This is a genomic window from Sulfitobacter sp. EhC04, from assembly GCF_001650875.1.
Taxonomy (GTDB): domain Bacteria; phylum Pseudomonadota; class Alphaproteobacteria; order Rhodobacterales; family Rhodobacteraceae; genus Sulfitobacter.
On the sequence record NZ_LXYI01000019.1, the window covers coordinates 1 to 24542 of the forward strand.

The window sequence follows — 24542 nt, forward strand, 5'->3', positions numbered from 1 at the left end:
GATGCGGCCCCCCCCTGCCCCTTGCCCCGCTGCGCCAGATCGGCGATAGCACGGTCAGCCTGCAGGGAGTGAGATGATGAAAATTGCCACCTTCAACATCAACGGCATCAAGGCCCGTGCCGAGGCCCTGCCCGCCTGGCTGGACGAGGCGCAGCCCGATGTGGTGCTTTTGCAAGAGATCAAGTCGGTTGATGAGACCTTTCCCCGCGAATTGTTCGAGGATCGCGGCTATAATGTCGAAACCCATGGCCAAAAGTCATTCAACGGGGTCGCGATCCTGTCAAAACACCCGCTGGAGGACGTGACCCGCGGGTTGCCCGGCGATACGGCGGACGAACAGGCCCGCTATATCGAGGCAACGGTTGTCGGTGATCACGCGGCACTGCGCCTCTGCGGGCTGTATCTGCCGAACGGGAACCCGGTGGAACTGGACGCAGGCGGCGCGCCGGTCGCGGGGGGCAAATTCGCCTATAAACTGGGCTGGATGGACCGGCTGCGCGCCCGCGCCGAATGCCTGCTGGCCGAGGAAACGCCCTTTCTGATGGCAGGCGATTACAACATCATCCCCCAGGCCGAGGATGCGGCCAAACCGGAAAGCTGGCGCGACGATGCGCTGTTCCGCCCCGAGTCGCGCGAAAAGTGGCGCAGGCTGGTGAACCTGGGCCTCACGGAAGCCTTCCGCGCCCGCACCCATGGCCCCGGCCACTACAGTTTCTGGGATTACCAGGCCGGCGCCTGGAACCGCAACAACGGCATCCGAATCGACCATTTCCTGCTGTCCCCTGCCTGCGCCGACATGTTGCGTGACTGCCAGATCGACCGCGACGTGCGCGGTCGGGACAAACCTTCGGACCACGTGCCGGTCTGGGTCAATCTGAACCTTTGAAGGGGTGTGGGGGGAAAGTTCCCTATCATCTTGATCTGACGGTGAAGGATGGTGGGTCGTGAGAGGCTCAAACGCCAGACATCTTCGGTTTTAACGAAGTGTCTATCCCAATCTGCATAGGTCGACCGGCAACTGGGAAGAACGTGCCCGCAGTTGGGACGACAACCCGGACGACTAGGTCTATTCAGCAAGGCCTTTGGTCCCTGGTTGCCCAGACTGATTTGTGCGGCGCAGGCCGGACATGAAGGTGAGTTCCGGATTCCGGATGCGGGACCAGTTCTGTGTCGATCTTACGCGCTGTCGCGGCGAAGGTCCGGATTGAGACCATAACACAATATACTGCGGCTTGAACCATTGTCAGCTTATAGACATAGTCGTGCCCATTTGGATCGGAGCGGATATTGGAACTTGCAGGCAGAATGACCCTTATCGGCATCCAGCTGCTGGGTTTGGTGATCTCCGTCCTGCTTGTCGCTGTTACCTTCTCAAACCCTGATCAAGTTGAAGAGCGCCTTCGACAGTTTGCTATTGAGGAAGTTGAACGCGCGGCGCAGGAGGTTTGGTCGAACCGAACAGTCGGACAGAGCGAAGGCAGTATGTCCGAGAAGCTCATGGCGCTTTCGGATCGCCTTGGGACGGATGCACAGGTTCTTGACGCACAGCGTAAAGAGGTTGTCCCCGCTATCCTCGCATTGGCAAAGTCAGAAACCTGCAACGAAAATTGCGAATTCTGGGTCCTGGCCTCTCAGCTCACAAACCTTGCCATGGTAGAGCGCGTTGCTCAAATCAGAGTTGGGCAAAGCACGTTCGGCGACCTCCTGGTAGAGCGCTACGAAACGTCCGTGCAAGGACTGTTGACCGATTTGCGCAGGTTTGGGCTCGTAAACGTTGTGGTCCTCTCTTTGATGCTCGGCCTGGTGGTGTTTCGAAACCACTTGAATTGGCGCTTCACGGCGTTTTCGGTCGCACTGACGGGTTACACCGCCTGGGCAGCCTATGGATATATTTACAATCAGAACTGGGCTCTTGCGATCCTCTTTCAGGATTGGGCATCGCCCGGATACCAAGCCGCGATGATTTTCTTTGCCCTCCTTTTCTTCGATTGGCTGTTCTTGCGCGGAAATGTCACCCAAGCGATCAGCAACTTTATCGCAAGCGCTTTATCGGGCTAGCCTCTGGACCCATTAATCTTACATGCTCAGTTTGACAGATTTTTTTGTAGACCAGGAGCATCTGCGCAAGAATTCCCTCTCGTGCATTGCTTCGCAATACCCTGCCGGGCAGTGGTGGTTCTATTTCAAGCAGATGTGACGCCTCTTCTCGGGACATTGCTGCGCAATGCCCTGCCGGGCGATGGGACTGCGGGAAAATCCGTCAAACCCGTCACGCCGAAGGCGTGCCAGCATAACACGGCGCTCCTTCGGAGCGACGGGCGGCGATTTCACTTCATTTCAACGTCTTGGGTCGTTTGCAAATAGAACCTACCACTGCCCGGCAGTGCATTTGCTTGGCAAATGTCACGAGAGGGGATTGGCTGCTCGCCCCAAACCCTTGAAATTGTGCGAAATCGCCGCTGAGCATATAAGATTAATGGGTCCAGAGCCTAGATCCGCACGGGCAAGATGCTCGGCGTGAAGTGATCTAAAGCCACAAGTTACATCAGTTTGGAAGCGGTCGTTGCCACATCCAAAGCGGTGCGCGTCGGTCGGGCCTGCAAGGGAAAGCGTCCCTATCATCTTGATCTGACGGTGAAGGATGGTGGGTCGTGAGAGGCTTGTACTCCCGACCCAGAGTGCCGCACAGCGGCGCGCGTCGGTTGGGCCTGCAAGGGAAAGCGTCCCTATCATCTTGATCTGACGGTGAAGGATGGTGGGTCGTGAGAGGCTCGAACTCCCGACATCTTCGGTGTAAACGAAGCGCTCTACCAACTGAGCTAACGACCCGGTCCGGCTCTCTTAGCGCAAGGCGGGGGGCGGCTTCAAGCCCCTAAAGTCAGTCGGGATTGCACCCCTTCTTCGACGAAAAATACAACGCCCTGCCCGCCGTCGATGGCGCGCAGATCGCGCTGGGGGCGGCCCGTCAGGATCAGGCGCAGCATCCGCGATGTAATACCGTGGGTCACCAGCACCGAAGGCCGTGTGACCTGCGCCAGAAAGGCGCTGCAACGGCTGTGCAGCGCTGCCAGCCCCTCGCCGCCCGGTGCCAGATCATAGAGGTCGAAACCATCCCGCGCGCCGGTCTGCGCGATCAGATTGGCGCGGGATTCCCCGGCCCAATCGCCCAGCCCGACTTCGGCCAGCGCAACTTCGGTCCGCAAGGGGCCCTGCATGGCTTGCATCACGATCCGGGCGGTCTGCACCGCGCGGCCCTGCGGGCTGCTGAGGATCTGGAAACCCGTCAGATCACGCGCGGCGAGGATCTGGCGCTGGGTCTCGGCCTGGGCCCTGCCCCGGTCGGTCAGATCAGCATGGAAATGGCCCTGCAACCGGCCCGCAACATTCCAGGTCGTCTCGCCATGGCGCAGGATATAGAGCGGCGGCATCATACCCGCTCCGGCATGTCCATCCGGGTTTCCACCCCGTTTTCAATCGCATAAACGCAACCCTGAAGGTTCGACAGACCGCCTGCTGCTGCCAGCGGCATCCCACGGGCCTCGGCCCGCAGCACCTGCCCCAGCAACCCATGCGCGACGATCACGCTGGGGCCATCGAGGCCGCGCATGAAGTCGCGGATGCGGGCGTGAAATGCTGTCAGCCCCTCGCCCCCCTCGGCGGCCTCGTAGATCTCCAGTGGCGTGGGGGACGTGGCGGCCCAATCGGGATGGCGGGCCATGATCTCGTCCCGCAGCATGCCTTGCCAGTCACCTGCGTGGATTTCCATCAGACGTGGATCGGTCTGGTATGGCGTCTGGCACAGCGCGATGTCTGCCGTCTGCCGCGCCCGCCCCAGCGGGGAGGCATAAAGAGCCGGTTTCAGCGCGAGGATCGGGGGCATCAGTTCCGCCTGCCGCCGGGCCTCTGCCAGCCCCTGATCGGTCAGCGGGGAATCGAGCTGACCTTGCAGCCTGTATTCTTTATTCCATTCCGTCTGGCCGTGCCGCAGGAACCAGATTTTCGGATAAGTCGTCACGTTATTGCCGCCTGCGTCGTTCCGTCGGGTGCCGACAGCCATATCCGGGGCGATGCCGGATGGAAATGCCAAATTCCAACGCAGGTGTGTCCGGCAACTGAGGTGGACCGGTCAGGCGCACACTGTCGGCGACGCCAGGTTGATCAATCACGTGCGGGCAAGCTGACCATGCGGAGATTGGAGCAGAGAGTGGCGGACGTCAGTTCTGAACCGGGTTTACCTATGGCTCAAGCCGGGTATCGCCCGACCTGGAGGGCGTTCCGATCCTGTGGGTGGTTGGAAACATCTCAACCGGCGGGCCGATCGTGAGGTGACAGAGGAAGCAAAATCGCCCTCCTGGGGGAGGCCGGGCGGGTGCTTTTGCACCGGCGTATCGAAAACTCTGCCCGCCACCCGGTCAGATCATACGAAACGCAGGAAAAATGGTGGGTGATAAGAGATTTGAACTCCTGACCCAGAGTGCCCGCAGGGCGCGCGTCGGTCAGGTTCTCAGGATAAACGCGGCCTATCCGCCTGAACTAAGGTAGAAAAATGGTGGGTGATAAGAGATTTGAACTCCTGACATCTTCGATGTGAACGAAGCGCTCTACCACTGAGCTAATCACCCTTGCCGCGCGAATTAGACAATCGCGCGGGTCGTTGCAAGAGGGGATGCGAAAAAGCTGTTATTCGGCAGCGTCGGGCATCGTGTCAGACGGGCCGGCCTGCGGCGGTGTGGGCTGGCGCACCTTGACCACCATCACGCGGCCATTCGGCAACTGCTTTTCACGGCGCACCTTGACCTTGCCAAAGGGCGGCAGGACCAGTTCGCGGTTGTCGGCCAGCGCTTCACCCAGCACGGAGAGCATGGTTTCGACAACGGGCTTGGCGTCTTTCTTCTTGATACCGGAGCGTTTCACGACCTGGTCGATCAGCTCTTTCTTGCGCATGACGGGGCCCAGGATCACCGACTGCGGTGCGTCCACGACGGTGGGCGTCGCTGCTGCGGCAGCGGCGGGTGCCTTGCCATCAATTGCGGTTACGGGGGCGGGAGTTGAGGATTTTGTTGCCACGGGGGTCTTTCTGGTCCGAGAGGACCGTGTTGATTTGGTTGCCATTATACTGCCTCGTAGGTTTTTTGTGTTTTCCGTTTTCTACCATACCCCATGTTGTGTGAATATCAAAATCAGGCCCATGCCCCCAGAATCCCGGCAACTGTGCCGATTTTGCGCGCATTTGGCTGAAAGCAGGCAAAAATGCCGATGCATCAGGTGGTTACGCCCCGTTTCCGCCGCGCGGATCACAGTGTTTCCTTGCCACGCAAGACGCAGGTCAGGCCATGGTTCACAGGCATGCGTCAGCCTGCGAATCCTGCGCGCAGGCAAAGAAAAAGCGCCCCGATGATGATCGGGGCGCTTTGGCGTTTCGAAAGGTGCAAACCTTAGGGTCAGGACCCTAATGCGCGGTGGCGCTGTCGCCGGACCCTTTTTGCGCGGCCAGCGTGGCAGCAGCAGCGGCGTCCTCGGCCTCCTGATCCCATTCGATGGGCTCAGGGACAGAGACCAGCGCGTGTTTCAGAACCTCTGACACATGGTTGACCGGGATGATGGTCAACCCTTCCTTGACGTTGTCAGGGATGTCCGGCAGGTCCTTTTCGTTTTCCTGCGGGATCAGGACCGTGGTGATGCCCCCCCGCAGCGCCGCAAGCAGCTTTTCCTTCAGCCCGCCGATGGGCATGGCGTTGCCGCGCAGCGACACTTCGCCGGTCATGGCGATGTCCTTGCGCACCGGGATCTGCGTCAGCACCGACACGATGGAGGTGACCATGGCCAGCCCCGCGCTTGGCCCGTCCTTGGGCGTGGCGCCGTCCGGGACGTGAACGTGGATGTCCAGCGTGTCGAACTTCGGCGGCTTCACCCCGATCCGGGGGCTGATCGACCGCACATAGCTGGAGGCCGCGTCGATGGATTCCTTCATCACATCGCCCAGTTTCCCGGTGGTCTTCATCCGCCCCTTGCCCGGCAGGCGCAGCGCTTCGATCTGCAGCAGTTCGCCCCCGACAGAGGTATAGGCAAGGCCGGTCACAACCCCGATCTGGTCCTCTTTCTCGGCCAGACCGTAGCGGTGTTTGCGCACGCCCAGGAAATCCTCAAGGTTGTCGCCGGTCACGGTGATGTTGTCGGCCTCCTTGCGGATGATCTTGGTCAGCGATTTGCGCGCAACCTTGGCGATCTCACGCTCAAGGTTCCGCACGCCCGCCTCGCGGGTGTAATAGCGGATCATGCCGGTCAGCGCGGAATCCTCGATCGAGAACTCCTTGGCCTTCAAACCGTGGTTCTTGATCTGCTTGGCCACCAGATGCTGCTTGGCAATCTCGCGCTTTTCGTCCTCGGTGTAGCCGGACAGCGGAATGATCTCCATCCGGTCCAGAAGCGGGCCCGGCATATTGTAGCTGTTGGACGTGGTCAGGAACATCACATTCGACAGGTCGTATTCGACCTCCAGATAGTGATCCACAAAGGTGGAGTTCTGTTCCGGGTCCAGCACCTCAAGCATCGCCGACGCCGGGTCACCCCGGAAATCCTGCCCCATCTTGTCGATTTCATCGAGCAGGATCAGCGGGTTGGTGGTTTTCGCCTTTTTCAGCGCCTGAATAATTTTGCCGGGCATGGAGCCGATATAGGTCCGGCGGTGGCCGCGGATCTCGCTCTCGTCCCGCACGCCGCCAAGGCTGATGCGGATGAACTCCCGGCCCGTCGCTTTCGCGACCGATTTGCCCAGGCTGGTCTTGCCCACGCCCGGCGGGCCGACAAGGCACATGATCGGGCCTTTCAGCTTGCTTGAGCGTTGCTGCACGGCCAGATATTCAACGATCCGCTCCTTGACCTTTTCAAGGCCATAGTGGTCGTCATCCAGCACCTTCTGCGCCTTGCCAAGGTCCTTTTTCACGCGGCTTTTCACGCCCCATGGAATCGACAGCATCCAGTCGAGGTAGTTGCGCACAACGGTGGCTTCGGCAGACATCGGGCTCATGTTCTTGAGCTTCTTGATCTCGGCGTCGGCCTTTTCGCGGGCTTCCTTGCTCAGCTTGGTGTCGGCAATCTTGGCTTCAAGCTCGGCCACTTCGTTCTTGCCGTCCTCGCCATCGCCCAGCTCCTGCTGGATCGCCTTCATCTGTTCGTTCAGATAATATTCGCGCTGGGTCCGCTCCATCTGCGATTTCACGCGGGTCTTGATCTTTTTCTCGACCTGCAGAACGGACATTTCGCCCTGCATCAGACCATAGACCTTTTCCAGCCGCTCCGAGACCGAAAGCGTCTCAAGCAGGTCCTGCTTCTGTTCCACTTCGATGCCCAGGTGCCCGGCGACCAGATCGGCCAGCCGCGCTGGTTCTGCCGACTCGCCCACGGCGGTCAGCGCCTCGTCGGGGACGTTTTTCTTGACCTTGGCATAGCGTTCGAATTCATCTGCCACGGTCTTGATCAGCGCCTGCGTGGTCGCGGCATCGCCCGGCATCTCTGTCAGATATTCGGCGCGTGCTTCAAAGAAGTTTTCGTTTTCAAGGTATTCGGTGATGCGCACCCGCGCCTGCCCCTCGACCAGCACCTTGACGGTGCCATCGGGCAATTTCAGCAGTTGCAGCACATTGGCCAGCACGCCCGCCTTGAAAATCCCCTTGCTATCGGGATCGTCCTCACCGGGGTCAATCTGGCTCGACAGCAGAATCTGCTTGTCGTCTGACATCACTTCTTCCAGGGCGCGCACTGACTTTTCGCGGCCGACAAACAGCGGCACAATCATATGCGGGAACACCACGATATCGCGCAGCGGCAACACCGGGTAAGAAGCGTTCAATGGCTCTAACATGCTCTTTTCCTTATATTAGCAAGACGAAAAGGCCCCTAACTAGGCAACCGCCGCCGTCTCCTGACATGGGGAGGATATGGACACCTGCCCCGCCTGTTTCAATCCCTTTGCGGGCTTTAGGTTATCATCGCCTGCCTGTCCGGTCATGGCAACCGGGGTTTTTACAGGAATTTGACGAAAAATTCACCTAAATGCCCCTGCCCGCGCAACAGGTGTCGCGCTGCGCGGGCATCATAGCGCAACCAACCGCGCGTTGCGTCGCGCGGCAAAGCATCGTTATTCAGCCGCCTCCGCGATGTATTCGGGATAATCGGTAAATCCCTCGCGACCGCCACCGTAATAGGTGCTCTGATCGCCCTGCGCGATGGGCAGGTCGCGTTCATACCGCGCCACCAGGTCGGGGTTGGCAATGAACGGGCGGCCGATGGCGATGAAATCCGCGTCACCGTCCTTGACGGCTTGCAGCGCCATCTCCCGGTCATAGCCGTTGTTGGCCATGTAGGGGCCATCAAACAGCTTGCGCAGCTTGTCGATGCTCTGGCCGTCTTGCAGGTCGCGCGACCCGCCCGTGGCCCCTTCGACCATGTGCAGATAGGCTAGGTCAAAGCGGTTCAGTTCCTTGATCACATATTCGAAGGTGTCCTGCGGATTGTCGTCACTGATCCCGTTGGCGGGCGAGAACGGCGACAGGCGCAGGCCGACGCGACCGGCGTCCCAGACCTTTGTGACGGCCTCCATGACCTCCAGCAGCAGCTTGGCGCGGTTCTCCACCGGCCCACCATAGGCATCGGTCCGGTGATTGCTGCCTGTCTTCAGGAACTGGTCCAGCAGATAGCCGTTGGCACCATGCACCTCGACCCCGTCAAAGCCCGCGTCCCTGGCCAGCTTTGCCGCATTGGCATAGTCGGCGACGATCCGGGGAACTTCCGCAAGCTCCAAGGCCCGCGGGTCCGAGGTGTTCTCGAACCCGTTCGCGGTGAAGGTCTTGACCCCGGCATTGATGGCAGAGGGGGCAACCGGCTGCTGGCCGTCTGGCTGCAACGAGGTATGGCTTATCCGGCCGACATGCCACAGCTGCACGACGATCTTGCCGCCCGCCTCGTGGACCGCATCCGTCACCCGGCGCCAGGCAGCGGCCTGTCCGGGGGTGTGGATGCCGGGGGTCTGGAGGTATCCCTTGCCCTCGGGGCTGATCTGGGTCGCCTCGGTGATGATGATCCCGGCCCCGGCGCGCTGGCGGTAGTAATCGACGTGCATGTCGCTGACTTTGCCGGTGTCATTGTCGGCACGGTTCCGGGTCAGCGGCGCCATCACAATCCGGTTGCTGGCCTCGATGGCCCCGGCCTTTGCGGGGGTGAAAAGAGGTTGTGTCATGGTGGGAGTCCTTGATGAAGCTGTGGTGTTGGGAATGACAGCTAATCCGCTGAAACGTCGCTGCAAGACCTTGAAATTGCCTGGGTGCGGTCCCAAGACGCCAGCAACGGCATATAAAAACAAGCGCGCGCAGCCCTTTTTCCAAAGGTGAATTCCCGTTTGTGCCGAAATGCCAAATGATCGGGCAGTTTGGAAACCCTTGGTCATCGCCGCCGCGACGTGGGGTCGGATCAACCTGGGGTCGGGAAAGGCAGGTCGCCGTCAAAGCGGGTCAATATCGCCCTGCGCACGGGTTGCGTGAAAATCGGCCTGCCACGCGGCAAAGCTGCCCGCCGCGATGGCCCCCCGCATACCCGCCATGATGTCCTGAAAATAATGCAGGTTATGCCAGGTCAGCAGCATCGAGGAGATGATCTCCTGGCTGCGGAATACATGGTGCAGATAGGCACGCGAATAGTTGCGGCAGGCCGGACAGGTGCAGTTTTCATCCAGCGGGCGCGGGTCGTCCGCGTGCCGCGCGTTCTTGATGTTCAGAACGCCGAGGCGGGTGAACACCTGCCCGGTGCGCCCCGACCGTGACGGCAGCACGCAATCCATCATGTCGATGCCGCGCGCGACCGCGCCCACGATGTCGTCAGGCTTTCCCACCCCCATCAGATACCGCGGCTTGTCTTCGGGCAACTGGCCGGCGGCATGGTCGAGACAGTCGAACATCGCCGCCTGCCCTTCGCCCACAGCCAGACCGCCCACTGCATATCCGTCAAACCCGATCTCGCGCAGGGCCTCGGCGCTTTGCTGGCGCAGGTCGCGTTCCAGCCCGCCCTGCTGGATGCCGAACAGCGCATGACCGGGCCGGTCGCCAAAGGCCTCCTTCGACCGTTTTGCCCAGCGCATCGACAGTTCCATGCTTTCGGCGATGCGGTCCCGCGACGCAGGCAAGGCCGGGCATTCATCGAAACACATCACGATGTCAGAGCCCAGCAGCGCCTGAATCTCCATCGACCGTTCCGGCGTGATCTCGTGCCGCGACCCGTCGATGTGGCTTTTGAAGGTCACCCCGCGCTCGGTCAGCTTGCGCAGGTCGGCAAGGCTCATCACCTGAAAGCCGCCTGAATCCGTCAGGATCGGCCCCGACCAGTTCATGAACCTGTGTAAACCGCCCAGGCGCGCCACCCGCTCTGCCGTGGGGCGCAGCATCAGATGATAGGTATTGCCCAACAGGATGTCGGCCCCGGTAGCGGCCACGCTTTCGGGCATCATCGCCTTGACGGTGGCTGCGGTGCCCACCGGCATGAAGGCGGGCGTGCGGATGTCGCCCCGCGTGGTGTGGATCACCCCGCTGCGCGCCTTGCCATCGGTGGCGGTCAGATCGAATGCAACTTTGTCTGTCTTGTTCATGGCCGTTCCTTGCCCCAAACTCGGGCCAACGCCAAGCCTGTTCTGAACAGCGCGCTGATTTCACCGCGCCGTCCCGACCCATGGGCGGTGCTGCAAAGAACGGAGCAACCATGGTTTTTCTTTTCTTGCTGGCACTTGGGCTGCCCTACCTGCTGGTCATCGCCGTGGTGCTTGTAGTGCGGTTGGGGGCCTTCGTGCTGCGGTTCGCGCAGGCGTTGCGCCCAAGGCCCGCACGGGTCGAGGAAGACGCCCCGCCCGCACCCGGTGCCATCGTGCTGCTGGTCCACGGCACTTTTGCACGCAGTGCGGCCTGGACCCTGCCGGGTTCGAAACTACGCCAGAGCATCACCGAAAGGGTGCAGACGCCCACCGCCTTTGTCCGGGTCAACTGGTCGGGGCGCAACACGCTGGCCGGGCGCCGCGCCGCCCTGAGCACATTGCGCGATGCCCTGGCCGCGTCGCAGCGCAGGCATCCCGATGTGCCGCATTTCATTGTCGCGCACAGCCATGGTGGCAACATTGCCCTGCAATGCCTGTCTCGCTGGCCGGATTTGCAGCACCGGTGCAGCCTGATCTGCCTGTCCACGCCCTTTCTGATCCCCCGGCCCCGCACCCCCGGTGCAACGATGGTCTGGATCAACTGGCTGTTGCCTTTCTTTGCCGTGATGTTCGCGGGGATCGCACTGACGAATGCCGGATGGCTGCCGGATCGGGATGCGACCGGCGTGGTGACATTCTGGGTCGCGGTTGCTGCGGCCTGGGTCATCGCGCGCCGGGGCCTGGCCATCGCGCGTCAGACGCTTGAGGATTACGTGCCGCCGCATTTGCCCGCCAAACGCCTGCTGGTACTGCGCACGCTGGCGGATGAAGCGTCATCAGGCATCGCGGCGGCCAACCTGCTGGGCAAGGCAACCCATGTCCTGCTGGGCTTTCCGATGTCGATCTTCGAGGCCGCCCATGCGAGGGCCGAGGTCTTCCGCCTGCGGTTCGAGGGCCTGAGCCGCTTTTTCCTCGCAGCGCTGGCGCTCTCGATCGCGGGCGGTTTCCATCTATATGAACAGGCCTCCACACTCGACCCCGGCTTGCTGGAAACCGCAACCTGGGCCTGTCTGGCCCTTGGGATCACCAGCTTTTTCGGTTGGGCCTTCCTGATCGGCGGAGCCGGTTTTGTGCTGGTGATCGCCACCGCACTTCTGGGCATTCTGACCGCGCCTTTCCTGCTGTTCATGTCGCTGTTGTCAATGGCAGCAGGCACCGAACTGGCATTGGCCGGATTCTACATCGAATTCACCGCCGAGAGCAGCCCGGTGGGCCGCTGGCAGGTCATCACCATCGACGACAGCCAGGATGACTGCGGCACGGCACAGGGATTGCAGCACAGCCTGACCTATCAAAGCGCTGCGGCGCTCAGGCACATGACCGGCTGGATGCAGCAGCGCCTGACGGCCGGGAACACGCGCCAAAGCGATTGAAAAGCTGCGTATTCCGCCTGAGCCCGCGACATGCTATCACAGCACAGCATCACCGCTCTGAAAGGACCACTTGTGGACATCGAAAACCTCATCGTGGGACTGCTGGAAAACAACCTGGCATTCCTGTTGCTGGCCGCACTTGTCGTCATCGTCATCTTCAAGGCGGTCAAGATCGTTCCGCAATCCGAACAGCATGTGGTCGAACGCTTTGGCAGATTGCGCAAGGTGATGGGACCGGGCATCAACATGATCGTGCCCTTCATCGACCGGATCGCGCACCGGGTGTCGATCCTGGAACGTCAGCTTCCCACCGCCAGCCAGGACGCGATCACCCGCGACAACGTGCTGACGCAGGTGGATACCTCCGTCTTCTACCGCATCACCGAACCGGAAAAGACCGTCTATCGCATCCGTGACGTGGACAGCGCGATTTCCACCACAGTGGCAGGGATCGTGCGGGCCGAGATCGGCAAGATGGACCTGGACGAGGTGCAGGCAAACCGGTCCTCCCTGATCACCACCATCAAGGCCAATGTCGAGGATGCGGTGGACAACTGGGGGATCGAGGTGACACGGGCCGAGATTCTGGACGTGAACCTCGATACAGCCACCCGCGCCGCGATGATGCAGCAGCTCAACGCCGAGCGTGCCCGCCGCGCCCAGGTGACCGAGGCCGAGGGCAAGAAACGCGCCGTTGAACTGGCCGCCGACGCCGAGCTTTACGCGTCAGAACAAACCGCCAAGGCGCGCCGCGTGCTGGCCGAGGCCGAAGCCTATGCCACGCAGGTTGTGGCAGAGGCGATCAACGAGAACGGGCTGGAAGCGGCGCAATACCAGATTGCCCTGAAACAGGTGGAGGCGCTGAACGGCATGGGGTCCGGTCAGGGCAACCAGACGATCATCGTCCCGGCAGAGGCGCTGGCCGCCTTTGGCGATGCCTTCAAACTGCTGAAAGGGCGCGGCTGATGGCGGCCTATCTGACACTCTGGTGGGTCTGGATCTGCATCGCGCTGGCGCTTGGCGTGCTTGAACTGCTGGCACCGGGATTCATCTTTCTGGGCTTTGCCCTGGGGGCGCTGGCGATGGCGGGCCTTGTGCTGATCCTGCCGGCCATCGGCATTCCTGCCCTGCTCGCGCTCTTTGCGATCCTGTCTTTGCTGGGCTGGATCATCCTGCGCTTTGCCTTTCGCAGCCAGTCCAGCGGTGCGCGGATCGTCACCCGCGACATCAACGAAAACTGAAGCCAGACTTGACCGGGCGGAACGCGGGCTAGTTCCCAAACGATGATTCTGCTCGTTTTCAAACCCTTTCTGCGGCCCCTTGCCGCCGCGCTGGCTGTGATGCTGGTCTGCCTTGCCCCCGCCGCGATGGCGCAGGAGCCGTGGTTTGAACAGGACAGCCTGAACGCGGGCATGTCCTCTGCGCCCGCCACGCTGGACCGCGCCACGCCGATGGCCGCGCTGGAGACCTTCCTATACCTCGCGGACCATGGCCATTTCAGCGCCGCCGCGCATCTGCTGGACCTGTCGGATGTGGCACCGGGCGACCAGCAGTTTGTCGGCACGGAACGGGCGCGGATGCTGTCGGTGATCCTGGAACGCAAGGTGGTGATCCCCTGGTCCTCGCTCGAAGACCGGCCCGACGGCTGGCTGTCCGGCAGTGCAGAGGACAATGACACCGGCAGGGTGCGCCGCTCGATCCTGATCGACCGGATGGAACGGGGCGGCCATCTGGTGCCCTTGCGGCTGAACCGGATCAAAGCCGCCGACAGTGACGAACCTGTCTGGGTGTTCTCACGGCAAAGCGTGGACAACATCCCGGCACTCTACGCGCTTTACGGGCCGACCGATCTGGAACTGGCGCTGCCGGACTGGCTGCGCGCCCCGGCGTTCTGGGGCATGTTCCTGTGGGAGGTCCTGTTCCTGCCGCTTGTGGTTCTGGGGGCGTTGATCCTGGCCACCCTGGCCTACCGGATGCTGCGACGGCTGGGCGACACCGCGCAGCGGCGCGCCGCGCGGTTCCTCGCAAGGTCGCTGAAATGGCCTGCCGCCATCACGATCTTTGCCGCCACCATCGGCACCGCCACCAGCCGGGTGCTGGTGGTGACGGGGATCATCGACGCCGTGGTGTCGCCATTGGTGCTGATCTCATATGTGGTGGCGATCACCCTGGCGGTGGTGCTGGTGATCGACGAGGTTTTCGACCGCATCAGCGTGTCCACCGCGACAGAACTGGCCGACCCGCAGAATGCCCATCTGCGCGCCGTGGCGACAACCATTTCCGCCGCGCGCAAGTTTGTCATCGTCATCGCAACCCTCGCCGCCTCGGGCGTCGTGCTCAGTTCGATCACCGCCTATGGCACGCTTGGCATCTCGCTGCTGGCCTCTGCCGGGGCGCTGACCATCGTGCTGGGCTTTGCCGCGCGCGAGGTGCTCGGCAATATCCTGGCCTCGGTCCAGATCGCGCTGAACCGCTCGGCCCGGATTGGCGATCAGCTGTTGTTCGAGGGGCATTTCTGCACGGTGGAGCGGATTGATTTCACCTATGTCCAGTTGATGATCTGGAACGGCACGCGGTTGATCGTGCCGGTCAGCACCTTTGTGTCTGACCCGTTTGAGAACTGGTCGATCGAAGAGCCCGAGATGGTCCGCCCCATCGAACTGACCCTGGCCCATGGTGTCGATGTGGAGCGGTTGCGGCAGGTGTTCCTTGATCTGCTGAGCTATGAAGACCCCGCTGACGTGTCCCCGATGGACCGCGCCAAAGTCAATGTGACCGGCCAGGATGCCATCGGCATCAAGGTCCGTTTCGAACTTCCCACGGCCAACCCGGCGACATTCTGGGATGTGGAGTGCCGGGTGCGCGAGGCCCTGCTGGCCGAGGCCGCGCGCATCGAGCGCGAGACCGGCGCACGGATTTTTCCGATCCTGCCACATGACGCAACACCAGCTTGAAGCCGCCCGGCCAAGCCGATAGGCAGGTTGTTCAGCAAGAGGGACAGACCAATGAACGAACTGACTTTCGGATGGGAAGAATGGGTCTCCTTGCCCGATCTGGGCCTGCCCGCCATCAAGGCCAAGGTCGACACCGGCGCGCGCACCTCTGCCCTGCATGCCCATGACATCGAGACTTTCGGATCTGCCGCCAAACCCAAGGTCCGCTTTAACGTACATCCGATTCCGGGGCGCGAGGACATCTCCATCACCTGCTCGGCCCCGCTGATCGACCGGCGCGAGGTCACCTCCTCGAACGGCGAAAGCGAACAGCGGCTTGTGATCGCCTCGACGCTGGAGGTCGGCGGCCAAAGCTGGCCCATCGAAATCACCCTGACAAACCGTGCCGGCATGACCAGCCGCATGTTGCTGGGCCGTCAGGCGCTGGGGGATCACATCATCATTTCCGCCACCGAGCGGCGCCTGCAACCGGACCTCAGCTATGATGTCTATCATTCCGCCAGGGTGCGCCATGCCGCCCCGGTTCGGGCCCTGCGCATCGCGGTGCTCAGCCGGGAAGACAATTATTCCACCCGCCGTCTGGTCGAGGCCGGAGAGGCGCGCGGGCATACTGTCGAGGTGATCGACACCACGCGCTGCTATATGGCGATCAATTCGCTGGCCCCCGAGGTGCATTATGACGGCAAACGCCTGCCCCGCTATGACGCGGTGATCCCGCGCATCGGGGCCTCTGTCACGCCCTATGGCTGCGCGGTGATCCGCCAGTTCGAAACCATCGGCACCTATTGCGTGAACGGGTCGGCGGGCATTCTGGCCAGCCGCGACAAACTGCACGCCCATCAGGTGCTTGCGGGCAAGAAGATCGGCATGCCCACCACCGCCTTTGCGGCCTCGCCCAAGGACACCAGCAACCTGATGGCACTGGTCGGCACCGCGCCGCTGATCGTGAAACTGCTGGAATCGACCCAGGGCAAGGGCGTGGTGCTGGCCGAGACAAAGAAAGCCGCCGAATCCGTGATTGATGCCTTCCGGGGCCTCAAGGCCAACTTTCTGGTGCAGGATTTCGTGAAAGAGGCGGCGGGCGAGGATATCCGCTGTCTGGTGGTCGCGGGCAAGGTTGTCGCGGCGATGAAACGCACCGGGGCGGAGGGGGATTTCAGGTCCAACCTGCACCGCGGCGGCTCGGCCAAGGTTGTGCGCATCTCGAAAGAGGAGCGCGACACCGCCGTGCGCGCCGCCCGTGCCTTTGGCCTGGGCAAGGCGGGCGTCGACCTGCTGCGTTCTGAGAGCGGGCCAAAGGTGCTGGAGGTCAATTCCTCCCCCGGATTCGAAGGCATCGAAAAGGCCACCGGCAAGGACATCGTCGGCAAGGTCTATGACGAGATCGAAGCGCGGGTAAAACCGCAACCGGTGCGGCGGCGGAAGGGGTGATTTGGGGGGAACGGCCCGAAGCGGACACGCGCAGCAGGCGCAGCCAATGGCAGCGATGGGGCCAAAGTGACATGAGGCGTCGGCCGGGTATCGCCCGACCTGGAGGGCGTTCCAAACCTATGAGTGGTAGGGAACATCTCAGCCCGCAGGCCGGTCATGGCTTGGAGGAGGCTGCAAAATCGCCCTCCGGGGGGAGGTCGGGCGATGCCCGGCTGACGCCGGGCGGGGGCGCTTGGGGCTATGCACCGCGCCAATGGAACGGCAGCAAAGCCCCCATACCCGACCTCTCTGCAAACCACTGCAAACTTCCGCAACCCCGCCCATCATGTTACCCCCCACTGGACGTCGCGCCCCGCTATCCCTATATAAACAGTCAGGAACCAGAGCAGAGGCCGACATGACCGACAATACCCAACCGCTCGAAGGCACACCGCTGATTGCGCCCTCCAGCACCGATCACCCGCTCTACGATCAGGTGGTCGAGGCCTGTCGCACGGTTTATGACCCTGAAATCCCAGTGAATATCTACGAGTTGGGCCTGATCTACACCATTGACATCGACCCCGAAAACGCCGTGGACATCAAGATGTCGCTGACCGCCCCCGGTTGCCCTGTCGCGGGCGAAATGCCCGGCTGGGTCGCCGATGCGGTGGAACCGCTGCCCGGTGTGAAACAGGTCAATGTGGAACTGGTCTGGGAGCCGCCCTGGGGCATGGACATGATGTCGGACGAGGCGCGGCTCGAACTGGGCTTCATGTAGCCGAAATACAAGAGGCAGGTGTCGTGAAACCGTCACCCACCTGTCATCTGCGCTTCGTCATACCGTTACAGGCTGCCGTCAGAACAGACGCGACGACATCCTGAATTTACGGAGCTTTCATGCGCAGTCTTGCGGCCCTCGCGGCCTTTTCCCTCATCCCCCTCGCCGCTTGGGCCGAGGATCATCTGGGTGCCAATGGTTATGGCTATGGCCCCCGCCCGGCCTTCCTGATCTCCCGACTTGCCGAAGGCGATCTCAAGTCCCGGCTGACCTCCTGCCTGGGCCAGCAGGCCGAACCGACGCTGTTTTCCATCGGCCACCGGGGCGCGCCGATGATGTTCCCCGAACATACCGTGCAATCCAATGTCGCTGCCGCCGGGATGGGCGCGGGCATTCTGGAATGCGACGTGACCTTTACCGCCGATCACGAATTGGTCTGTCGTCACGCGCAGAACGACCTGCACACCACCACCAACATCCTGACCACCGATCTTGCGGCCAAATGCACCACGGGTTTCACCCCCGCCACGGCGGACACGCCCGCCAGCGCCGAATGCCGCACATCCGACCTGACCCTGGCGGAATTCCGCAGCCTTGCCCCCAAGATGGATAGCGCCGACACTTCCGCCACGACTCCCGAAGCCTATCAGGGCGGCGTCGCAGGCTGGCGCACCGACCTTTATACCGCTGGCAGCCAGACCATGACCCACGCCGAGTCGATTGCACTCTTCGCCTCGCTGGGTGCCCGGTTCACCCCCGAACTGAAATCCCCCGCTGTCGAAATGCCGCACGAGGGTTTCACTCAGGCAGATTACGCCCAGAAGATGATCGACGACTACAAGGCCGCAGGTGTTCCCGCGTCCGACGTCTGGGCGCAGTCGTTCAATCTGGATGACGTGATTTACTGGATCGCGAACGAGCCTGCGTTCGGCGCGCAGGCGGTCTATCTTGTCGAATGGTCCGACGGCTTCGACGAACAGAACCCCGACAGCTGGAGTCAGGATTTTGCCGGGTTGAAGGCCGCAGGCGTCAATTACATCGGTGCCTCGCTCAACATGTTGCTGACCAATGCGGATGGCACATTGGCGGCATCGGATTATGCCAGGTCCGCGCGTGAGGCCGGGATCACCCTGATCGCATGGACACTGGAACGCTCCGGGCCGCTGGCATCGGGCGGCGGCTGGTACTTCCGGTCGGTGAACGACATCATCACCGATGACAGCGATTACCTCGTCGCGCTCGACGTGCTTGCTCAGGACGTCAAGGTTGCGGGCGTCTTCTCCGACTGGCCTGCAACCGTCACCTTCTACGCCAACTGCATGGGTCTGTAGTCCCCCCGTCCACACGGGACCCGCGCAGCAGGCCGCCTCCCTTCCCCGGAGGCGGCCATTTTGCTGCAATGCGGAGCGATTTGACGTCAACCGCTTGAGAATACCGCCCAAGGCCCTTATCTTCACCGTAACAGGAGAAAACACCCATGTTCGGCATTCCCGGAAAACAAGCTGTCACCATGACGCCCAGGGCGTCCGCCCAGATTTCCAAGCTGATGGCATCGGCAGGCCACGCGGGCCTGCGCATCGGCATCAAGAAGGGCGGCTGCGCGGGCATGGAATATACCATGGAATACGTCGATTTCGCCGACCCCAATGACGAGGTGGTGGAACAGGACGGCGCGCGCGTGATGATCGCGCCGATGGCGCAGATGTTCCTGTTCGGCACGCAGATCGACTATGAAACCACGCTTCTGGAAAGCGGGTTCAAGTTTTCCAACCCCAATGTGACCGAAGCCTGCGGCTGCGGCGAATCCATCAAGTTCGACGAATCCCTCGGCGCGAAGTGAGCCTGTCACGGGCCGATATCGACTTTGCCAGTGACCTGTTTTCAGACATTCCAGACCTTTCGACCCGCCGCATGTTCGGCGGGCTGGGCATCTATTGCGGCGATACGATTTTTGGGCTGATGCTGTCGGACGGTCGCCTGATGCTCAAGGCACAGGGCGATTTCGCGCAGCGTCTGGCCGGGGATGGGGCCGAACAATGGACCTATACCCGCAAGAACGGTGCCAGCGCCGCCATGCCCTACTGGACCCTGCCAGAGGCCGCGATGGAGGATCCCGAGCAGGCGCTGGCACTTGCCCGCGACGCAATTGACGCGCTGCGTTAGGCTCACCCCTTGGCGAGGTGCAGATAGGTCTCGTTATAGCGTTTCGACAGGTGATCACCTGCGCTGATCATCCGGTCCGACCCCGGCGGGGCCACATTGGTTTCCCGCGCAGGGTTAAAGAACAGCGGCACGGAGATGCGCTCAGACGTGCTGCCGATGACCCGGTGCGGAGTCGCGATGACCTTGCCATCACTCCAGAACTGCAACATCTCGCCAAAGTTGATGACAAAAGCCCCAGGTGCCGCCGTGACCGGTATCCAGCCGCCGCCACGCTTGCGCACCTCCAGCCCCGGCGTGCCGTCGGTGGCCAGCAGCGTCAGGCAGCCATAGTCGGTATGGGTGGCGATGCCGAAATCCTTGGCGCTGGCCGATGCGGGTCTTTGCGGATAGTAATTGCCGCGCAGCAGCGCCATCGGCGCGTCAAAGGCTGCATCAAAGGCGTCACGCCGCTGGCCGATCGCCTCTGCCACGCCGCGCAGCACTTCCAGACCCACGGCGCAGGCGGCAGTGTAATAGCCTTCAATCGTCTGGCGAAAATCATTGGGTGTGTTGGGCCAGACGTTGGGCGCATAAAAGGGATCTTCGAGGCGCGGATCGCCGGGGGGCAGTGTCACGCCGCAGTCAAAGACCTGTTTGTAATCCGGGTTGGCGTCGGGATCGACCCGCTCTGCCCCCGACCGGCCCCAACCCCGGTTTGACCCGGTGGCGGCCATGTCAACGGCGGCTTTCTCCTCCTCCGGCAGTTGAAAGAAGGCGCGGTAGGTTTCGATCACATGGCTGACTTGGGCCCTGGGCAGCGCGGTGTTGTACACGGTGGCAAAACCCACATCCGTGGCCGCCACCTGCATCGCGTCAAGCGCGGCCGGATCGCTGGCGCGCAGCGCCTGAAGGTCGATGCGGGGAATCACCCCCGATGTGTCAGCGTGCTCATTCATCGGGCAAGCCTAGCCCCGGTCGCACCAGCAGCAAAGCCTTTCGTTGCCGCCCCGGTTGTCGGCTGGTAAGTCTGTTCAAAAATCAGGAGAATTTCATGCGCCCCAAGATCGCCGCCGGAAACTGGAAGATGAACGGCACGCAATCCGCCCTCGACGAACTCGATGCTCTGGCCGGGATGCTGCCGGGCGGCAGCACCCAGGTGGTGATCTGCCCGCCCGCGCCTCTGCTGATCCCCGCCGTTGCGCGCGCAGGCGGCATCGCCATCGGCGCACAGGATTGCCATGCGGCGGAAAAAGGCGCGCATACAGGGGATATTTCAGCCGCCATGGTGGCGGATAGCGGCGCGACACACGTGATCCTTGGCCATTCCGAACGCCGGGTGGACCATGGGGAGAGCGACGCAGATGTCAGCGCCAAGGTCGATGCCGCCTGGGCCGCGGGGCTGACCGCGATCCTCTGTCTGGGTGAAAGCGAAGCGGACCGCGTGGCGGGGCGCACGCTGGATGTGATCGGCGCGCAGCTGGCAGGCTCCCTGCCCGACGCCGCCCGCACTGAAAACACCGTTGTCGCCTACGAACCCATTTGGGCCATCGGCACCGGCAAGGTGCCCACGCTGGAACAGATCATCGAGGTGCATGATTTCCTGCGCGCCGCGCTGATCGATCGCTTCGGCGCAGAGATGGGCGATGCGATCCCGCTGCTCTACGGCGGCTCGGTCAAGGCCGACAATGCGGCCACCATCTTTGAGGCGGAGAATGTCGATGGCGCGCTGGTCGGCGGTGCCAGTCTCAAGGCCAGCGACTTCGCCCCAATCGTCGCGGCCCTTGCAGTATCCTGAGCTTCTTTATGCCCAAAATACTCTGAATGAATGGTCGCAAAGGGCGGCGCACCGACGGGGTGCGCCGCCCGATTGTCATTTCGTGATGATCTCCGGCCCCATCATCATTGTCGGCAACCAGGTCGAGATGATCGGGATATAGGTCACCATGATCAGGAAGACGAAGAGCACGGCGGTGAAGGGCAGCGCGGCCCTGACCACCTTCATCATCGGCATGTTCGCCACCCCCGAGGTCACAAAGAGGTTGAGCCCCACAGGTGGCGTGATCATCCCGATCTCCATGTTCACCACCATGATGATGCCAAGGTGAATGGGGTCGATGCCCAGCTCGATGGCAATCGGGAACACCAGCGGTGCCACGATGACCAAGAGGCCCGAGGGCTCCATGAACTGGCCCCCGATCAGCAGGATCACGTTGACAATGATCAGGAACATGATCGGCCCAAAACCCGCATCCAGCATGATCGCGGAAATCCGCTGCGGGATCTGTTCGTCTGTCAGCACATGTTTCAGGATCAGCGCGTTGGCGATGATGAACATCAGCGTCACCGTCAGCTTGCCCGCCTCGAACAGCGTGTGGCGGGTGTCAGGGTGCCAGAACACGCTGAAGATCGCCATCGGCTTGCGCAGTAGCGACAGGTTGCGGCCCTCGCCCTCCATATGCAGTGGCCCCATGTCGCGATAGACAAAACTGGCAATCAGGAAGGCATAGACCGCAGCCACCGCAGCCGCCTCTGTCGGGGTGAAGATCCCGCCATAGATGCCGCCCAGGATGATCACGATCAGGAACAGGCCCCAGCCCGCCTCCCGGCCCGAGGACCAGACTTCGCCCCAGCCGCGCCATTCACCCTGCGGCAGCTTGCGCACCTTGGCCATGATGTAGATCGTCACCATCAGCATGGTGCCGGCCATCAGACCCGGAATCACACCGGCCAGGAACATCCGGCCCACGGAAACATCCGTGGCGCTGGCATAGACCACCATCACGATAGAGGGCGGGATCAGAATGCCCAGGGTGCCCGCGTTGGCGATCACACCTGCGGCGAAATCCTTGGTATAGCCAACCTGCCGCATCCCCGCGATCACGATGGAGCCGATGGCAACCACCGTCGCGGGCGAAGAGCCGCTGAGGGCCGCGAAAAGCATACAGGCAAAGACACCCGCAATCGCCAGACCTCCCGGCAGGTGTCCCACCAGGGCGATGGAGAAACGGATGATCCGCTTGGCCACGCCGCCGGTCGACATGAAGCTTGAGGCAAGAATGAAAAACGGGATCGCCAGCAGGGTATAGTGACCGGCCATCGCCTGAAACAACGTCTGCGCAATCGAGGCGAGCGATGTGTCAGACAGCACCAGCAGGAACAGGATCGACGACATGCCGAGCGAGACCGCAATCGGCACCCCGATCAGCATCAGCCCCACGACCATCGCGAATAGAATTGCTACTTCCATGGGATCAACGCTCCGCGTTCATGTGTTTGACGTCCTCGATGGCGTCTTCGGCCTCGTGGCTGACGATCAGGCTGTCGGCCCTGCCACGCAGCAGGTGGATGAAAGCCTGGATGAACCGGAACAGCAGCAGCGCCATGCCGATGGGCAGGATCGCGTAAGGGATGAAACGGGGCAGCTTGTCATAGCTCTCGCCCTCGTTCATCACCGGCTCGATAAAGCGCAGCCAGTCGGGCATGGGCAGGTCGACAACCTCGTACCAGGCCTGATCGCGGCTGTTGGCAAAACCGGTCGGGAACCAGCGCCCGGTGGTGGCATCGAGGCCCGCGAAAGGGGCCCAGTAATCCCAGGCACCTTTCAGCAGAAACGCGGCATAGACGATACAGACAACGCCCGCGACCAGCGCCAGCACCCGGCGCAGCGGCTTGTCGAACAGGTTGATCACCGCATCCACACCCAGATGCGCCGTGACCTTGACCGCATAGCTGACACCCAGCAGGACCAGCCAGGCAAAGAGGAAGGTCACCGCCTCCAGCCCCCAGATCAGGCCCGTGTTGAACCCGTAGCGCAGGACCACGTTGATGAATGTGATGATTGTCATGAGCCCGAGGATCACGGCAATCGCCGTTTCCTCGAACTCGTGCACGAAACGCCCCAGCCCCGTGCGTGCTTCGTAATGCGATGCCATCGCCCAGCCCCTCCCGAGAAATGCAGGTAATGGGTGGCCGACCCCAAGGTCAGGAACCGGCCACCCGCAAGCTACGAAAAGCTTAGTGCTTTTCGTTGATCGCCTGTGCGGCGTCGATGTTTTCCTGGCCCACGTCCGCGACGAATTCCTCCCAGACGGGCTTCATCGCGTTGACCCAGGCTTCGCGCTGCTCTGCGTCCAGCGTGCGAATCTCGGCACCGGCATCCAGGATCGCCTGGCGCGCTTCTGCGTCCACTTCCGCCACGGCGGCGTTCCGCTCGGCGGTCACTTCGTCCACGATGGTGGCAAGCTGGCTGCGCACGTCCTCGGGCAGGCTGTCCCACCAGTCGGTGGACACAACGACCATGTAATCCAGAACGCCGTGGTTGGTTTCGGTCGAACCGTCCTGCACCTCAAAGAACTTCTGGCCATAGATGTTGGACCAGGTGTTTTCCTGACCGTCGACAACGCCGGTTTGCAGCGCGCCGTAAACTTCGGAGAAGGCCATCGGCTGCGGGCTGACGCCAATCGCTTCCATCTGCGCCTTGATCACTTCTGACGGCTGCACGCGGAACTTGAGGCCCGCAGCATCGCTGGGCAGCAACAGCGGCTTGTTCGCCGACATCTGCTTCATCCCGTTGTGCCAGAACCCCAGCCCCAGCAGGCCACGGCGCGTCATGGATTCCTTCATCGCGGCACCGGCTTCGGAGTTCTGGAACTCGTCCACGGCCTCGATGTTCTTGAAGACGAACGGCAGGTCGAACAGGCGGAAAACCTTGGTGAACTGTTCGAACTTCGACAGCGAAGGCGCGCCCATCTGGACATCGCCCTGAAGCATCGCTTCCAGCAGTTTGTCGTCGTCATAAAGCGTGGAGTTCGGGAACACTTCGACGCAGGCCTTGCCGTCCATCTCGTCATTGACGCGCTGCTCAAGCAGCGAGGCGGCGATGCCCTTGGGATGCTTGTCGGTGTTGGTGACATGGCTGAACTTGATGACGATCTCGCCGTCATCACAGGCAGCGGCGACGGCGCCTGCGCTGACGGACAGTGTCAGGGCGACGGCAGTGGCGGTGAAAAACTTCATAGGTGTCTCCTCCCAGAGATTTGGAATCAAATCGTCGCACCTTTTCGGCGCGCTGAGGCAAGGAGCCATATTTTCGCATGTCATCACAAGTGCGTGTGATCCGCGCTGGGCTCGTTCATCTAAATCGTTATATT

Annotated in this window: 22 protein-coding genes and 2 tRNA genes; 12 read left to right on the forward strand and 12 right to left on the reverse strand. The window is 61.9% G+C overall.

Translation table 11 applies throughout. The features are described from left to right. The first annotated feature begins 76 nt into the window (after positions 1 to 76). A complete protein-coding gene (gene xth / locus A8B82_RS09720; protein ID WP_067291559.1) occupies positions 77 to 886 on the forward strand; it encodes an exodeoxyribonuclease III in 810 nt (269 codons plus the stop codon). A gap of 419 nt (positions 887 to 1305) precedes the next feature. Next, positions 1306 to 2058, forward strand: a complete 753-nt coding sequence (locus A8B82_RS09725) for a hypothetical protein (RefSeq protein WP_067291426.1) — start codon at positions 1306 to 1308, stop codon at positions 2056 to 2058. Between the two features lie 695 nt (positions 2059 to 2753). Here the strand turns inward: A8B82_RS09725 and A8B82_RS09730 are convergent. The 8 genes from A8B82_RS09730 to tgt all read right to left on the reverse strand — a co-directional run bounded on the left by A8B82_RS09730 (position 2754) and on the right by tgt (position 10633). Further along, positions 2754 to 2829: transfer RNA gene (locus A8B82_RS09730), tRNA-Val, on the reverse strand. A 35-nt stretch (positions 2830 to 2864) separates the two neighbouring features. After that, complete coding sequence (locus A8B82_RS09735; protein ID WP_067291429.1) at positions 2865 to 3431, reverse strand: histidine phosphatase family protein; 567 nt, start codon at positions 3429 to 3431, stop codon at positions 2865 to 2867. Next, complete coding sequence (locus tag A8B82_RS09740) at positions 3428 to 4015, reverse strand: histidine phosphatase family protein (protein WP_201120777.1); 588 nt, start codon at positions 4013 to 4015, stop codon at positions 3428 to 3430. Before A8B82_RS09740 ends, A8B82_RS09735 begins: the two co-directional genes overlap by 4 nt. Before the next feature lie 532 nt (positions 4016 to 4547). Continuing rightward, a tRNA-Val gene (locus A8B82_RS09745) sits at positions 4548 to 4622 on the reverse strand. Between the two features lie 58 nt (positions 4623 to 4680). Continuing rightward, on the reverse strand, positions 4681 to 5067 hold the full coding sequence (locus A8B82_RS23940) for an HU family DNA-binding protein (RefSeq protein WP_235604657.1): 387 nt from the start codon (positions 5065 to 5067) through the stop codon (positions 4681 to 4683). 382 nt (positions 5068 to 5449) lie between these two features. Beyond that, a complete protein-coding gene (gene lon, locus A8B82_RS09755) occupies positions 5450 to 7861 on the reverse strand; it encodes an endopeptidase La (protein ID WP_067291435.1) in 2412 nt (803 codons plus the stop codon). Positions 7862 to 8137: 276 nt separating this feature from the next. Beyond that, the gene (locus A8B82_RS09760) at positions 8138 to 9235 is read right to left on the reverse strand and encodes an alkene reductase (RefSeq protein ID WP_067291438.1); all 1098 of its coding nucleotides are present in this window, start codon (positions 9233 to 9235) and stop codon (positions 8138 to 8140) included. A 261-nt stretch (positions 9236 to 9496) separates the two neighbouring features. Next, the gene (gene tgt, locus A8B82_RS09765) at positions 9497 to 10633 is read right to left on the reverse strand and encodes a tRNA guanosine(34) transglycosylase Tgt (protein WP_067291441.1); all 1137 of its coding nucleotides are present in this window, start codon (positions 10631 to 10633) and stop codon (positions 9497 to 9499) included. Between the two features lie 110 nt (positions 10634 to 10743). On the opposite strand from tgt, the gene A8B82_RS09770 reads away from it, so the two are divergent. The 9 genes from A8B82_RS09770 to A8B82_RS09810 all read left to right on the forward strand — a co-directional run bounded on the left by A8B82_RS09770 (position 10744) and on the right by A8B82_RS09810 (position 19413). Continuing rightward, positions 10744 to 12105 (forward strand): serine aminopeptidase domain-containing protein, encoded by a 1362-nt coding sequence (locus A8B82_RS09770; protein WP_067291443.1) that lies wholly within the window; start codon positions 10744 to 10746, stop codon positions 12103 to 12105. Between the two features lie 78 nt (positions 12106 to 12183). Continuing rightward, complete coding sequence (locus tag A8B82_RS09775; protein ID WP_443069336.1) at positions 12184 to 13071, forward strand: SPFH domain-containing protein; 888 nt, start codon at positions 12184 to 12186, stop codon at positions 13069 to 13071. Continuing rightward, positions 13071 to 13346 carry an NfeD family protein gene (locus A8B82_RS09780; protein ID WP_067291448.1) on the forward strand — a complete coding sequence of 92 codons (276 nt, stop codon included), beginning with the start codon at positions 13071 to 13073 and terminating at the stop codon, positions 13344 to 13346. Before A8B82_RS09775 ends, A8B82_RS09780 begins: the two co-directional genes overlap by 1 nt. A 42-nt stretch (positions 13347 to 13388) precedes the next feature. Then, positions 13389 to 15059 (forward strand): mechanosensitive ion channel family protein, encoded by a 1671-nt coding sequence (locus A8B82_RS09785; RefSeq protein ID WP_067291451.1) that lies wholly within the window; start codon positions 13389 to 13391, stop codon positions 15057 to 15059. A 51-nt stretch (positions 15060 to 15110) separates the two neighbouring features. Then, a complete protein-coding gene (rimK, locus tag A8B82_RS09790) occupies positions 15111 to 16490 on the forward strand; it encodes a 30S ribosomal protein S6--L-glutamate ligase (protein ID WP_067291454.1) in 1380 nt (459 codons plus the stop codon). Between the two features lie 397 nt (positions 16491 to 16887). Then, the gene (locus A8B82_RS09795) at positions 16888 to 17250 is read left to right on the forward strand and encodes an SUF system Fe-S cluster assembly protein (RefSeq protein ID WP_067291456.1); all 363 of its coding nucleotides are present in this window, start codon (positions 16888 to 16890) and stop codon (positions 17248 to 17250) included. A gap of 119 nt (positions 17251 to 17369) precedes the next feature. Next, positions 17370 to 18581, forward strand: coding sequence for a glycerophosphodiester phosphodiesterase family protein (locus A8B82_RS09800; protein WP_067291459.1), 1212 nt, complete (start codon positions 17370 to 17372; stop codon positions 18579 to 18581). 146 nt (positions 18582 to 18727) lie between these two features. Beyond that, positions 18728 to 19090 (forward strand): HesB/IscA family protein, encoded by a 363-nt coding sequence (locus tag A8B82_RS09805; protein WP_067291461.1) that lies wholly within the window; start codon positions 18728 to 18730, stop codon positions 19088 to 19090. After that, complete coding sequence (locus A8B82_RS09810) at positions 19087 to 19413, forward strand: TfoX/Sxy family protein (protein ID WP_067291463.1); 327 nt, start codon at positions 19087 to 19089, stop codon at positions 19411 to 19413. The genes A8B82_RS09805 and A8B82_RS09810 overlap by 4 nt, the downstream gene beginning before the upstream one ends. A gap of 2 nt (positions 19414 to 19415) precedes the next feature. Here the strand turns inward: A8B82_RS09810 and A8B82_RS09815 are convergent, their stop codons facing one another. Continuing rightward, positions 19416 to 20348 carry an isopenicillin N synthase family dioxygenase gene (locus tag A8B82_RS09815; protein WP_235604658.1) on the reverse strand — a complete coding sequence of 311 codons (933 nt, stop codon included), beginning with the start codon at positions 20346 to 20348 and terminating at the stop codon, positions 19416 to 19418. A gap of 95 nt (positions 20349 to 20443) precedes the next feature. On the opposite strand from A8B82_RS09815, the gene tpiA reads away from it, so the two are divergent. Next, positions 20444 to 21187 (forward strand): triose-phosphate isomerase, encoded by a 744-nt coding sequence (tpiA, locus tag A8B82_RS09820; RefSeq protein WP_067291465.1) that lies wholly within the window; start codon positions 20444 to 20446, stop codon positions 21185 to 21187. Positions 21188 to 21262: 75 nt separating this feature from the next. Here tpiA and A8B82_RS09825 read toward each other — a convergent pair whose 3' ends face one another. The 3 genes from A8B82_RS09825 to A8B82_RS09835 all read right to left on the reverse strand — a co-directional run bounded on the left by A8B82_RS09825 (position 21263) and on the right by A8B82_RS09835 (position 24408). Beyond that, positions 21263 to 22639 carry a TRAP transporter large permease gene (locus A8B82_RS09825; protein ID WP_067291467.1) on the reverse strand — a complete coding sequence of 459 codons (1377 nt, stop codon included), beginning with the start codon at positions 22637 to 22639 and terminating at the stop codon, positions 21263 to 21265. 4 nt (positions 22640 to 22643) lie between these two features. Beyond that, entirely contained in the window at positions 22644 to 23324 is a 681-nt protein-coding gene (locus A8B82_RS09830; protein ID WP_067291469.1) for a TRAP transporter small permease, read from the reverse strand. A gap of 82 nt (positions 23325 to 23406) precedes the next feature. After that, positions 23407 to 24408: a DctP family TRAP transporter solute-binding subunit gene (locus A8B82_RS09835; protein ID WP_067291472.1), complete on the reverse strand. Its 1002-nt coding sequence runs from the start codon at positions 24406 to 24408 to the stop codon at positions 23407 to 23409. Positions 24409 to 24542 lie beyond the last annotated feature (134 nt).

Excerpts from the sequence above, each read along its gene's own strand:
- xth (WP_067291559.1), top strand. The coding sequence starts at position 77 with ATGAAAATTGCCACCTTCAACATCAACGGCATCAAGGCCCGTGCCGAG.
- A8B82_RS09725 (WP_067291426.1), top strand. The coding sequence starts at position 1,306 with ATGACCCTTATCGGCATCCAGCTGCTGGGTTTGGTGATCTCCGTCCTG.
- A8B82_RS09735 (WP_067291429.1), bottom strand. The coding sequence starts at position 3,431 with ATGATGCCGCCGCTCTATATCCTGCGCCATGGCGAGACGACCTGGAAT.
- lon (WP_067291435.1), bottom strand. The coding sequence starts at position 7,861 with ATGTTAGAGCCATTGAACGCTTCTTACCCGGTGTTGCCGCTGCGCGAT.
- A8B82_RS09760 (WP_067291438.1), bottom strand. The coding sequence starts at position 9,235 with ATGACACAACCTCTTTTCACCCCCGCAAAGGCCGGGGCCATCGAGGCC.
- tgt (WP_067291441.1), bottom strand. The coding sequence starts at position 10,633 with ATGAACAAGACAGACAAAGTTGCATTCGATCTGACCGCCACCGATGGC.
- A8B82_RS09770 (WP_067291443.1), top strand. The coding sequence starts at position 10,744 with ATGGTTTTTCTTTTCTTGCTGGCACTTGGGCTGCCCTACCTGCTGGTC.
- A8B82_RS09780 (WP_067291448.1), top strand. The coding sequence starts at position 13,071 with ATGGCGGCCTATCTGACACTCTGGTGGGTCTGGATCTGCATCGCGCTG.
- A8B82_RS09785 (WP_067291451.1), top strand. The coding sequence starts at position 13,389 with ATGATTCTGCTCGTTTTCAAACCCTTTCTGCGGCCCCTTGCCGCCGCG.
- rimK (WP_067291454.1), top strand. The coding sequence starts at position 15,111 with ATGAACGAACTGACTTTCGGATGGGAAGAATGGGTCTCCTTGCCCGAT.
- A8B82_RS09795 (WP_067291456.1), top strand. The coding sequence starts at position 16,888 with ATGACCGACAATACCCAACCGCTCGAAGGCACACCGCTGATTGCGCCC.
- A8B82_RS09800 (WP_067291459.1), top strand. The coding sequence starts at position 17,370 with ATGCGCAGTCTTGCGGCCCTCGCGGCCTTTTCCCTCATCCCCCTCGCC.
- A8B82_RS09805 (WP_067291461.1), top strand. The coding sequence starts at position 18,728 with ATGTTCGGCATTCCCGGAAAACAAGCTGTCACCATGACGCCCAGGGCG.
- A8B82_RS09815 (WP_235604658.1), bottom strand. The coding sequence starts at position 20,348 with ATGAATGAGCACGCTGACACATCGGGGGTGATTCCCCGCATCGACCTT.
- tpiA (WP_067291465.1), top strand. The coding sequence starts at position 20,444 with ATGCGCCCCAAGATCGCCGCCGGAAACTGGAAGATGAACGGCACGCAA.
- A8B82_RS09825 (WP_067291467.1), bottom strand. The coding sequence starts at position 22,639 with ATGGAAGTAGCAATTCTATTCGCGATGGTCGTGGGGCTGATGCTGATC.
- A8B82_RS09830 (WP_067291469.1), bottom strand. The coding sequence starts at position 23,324 with ATGGCATCGCATTACGAAGCACGCACGGGGCTGGGGCGTTTCGTGCAC.
- A8B82_RS09835 (WP_067291472.1), bottom strand. The coding sequence starts at position 24,408 with ATGAAGTTTTTCACCGCCACTGCCGTCGCCCTGACACTGTCCGTCAGC.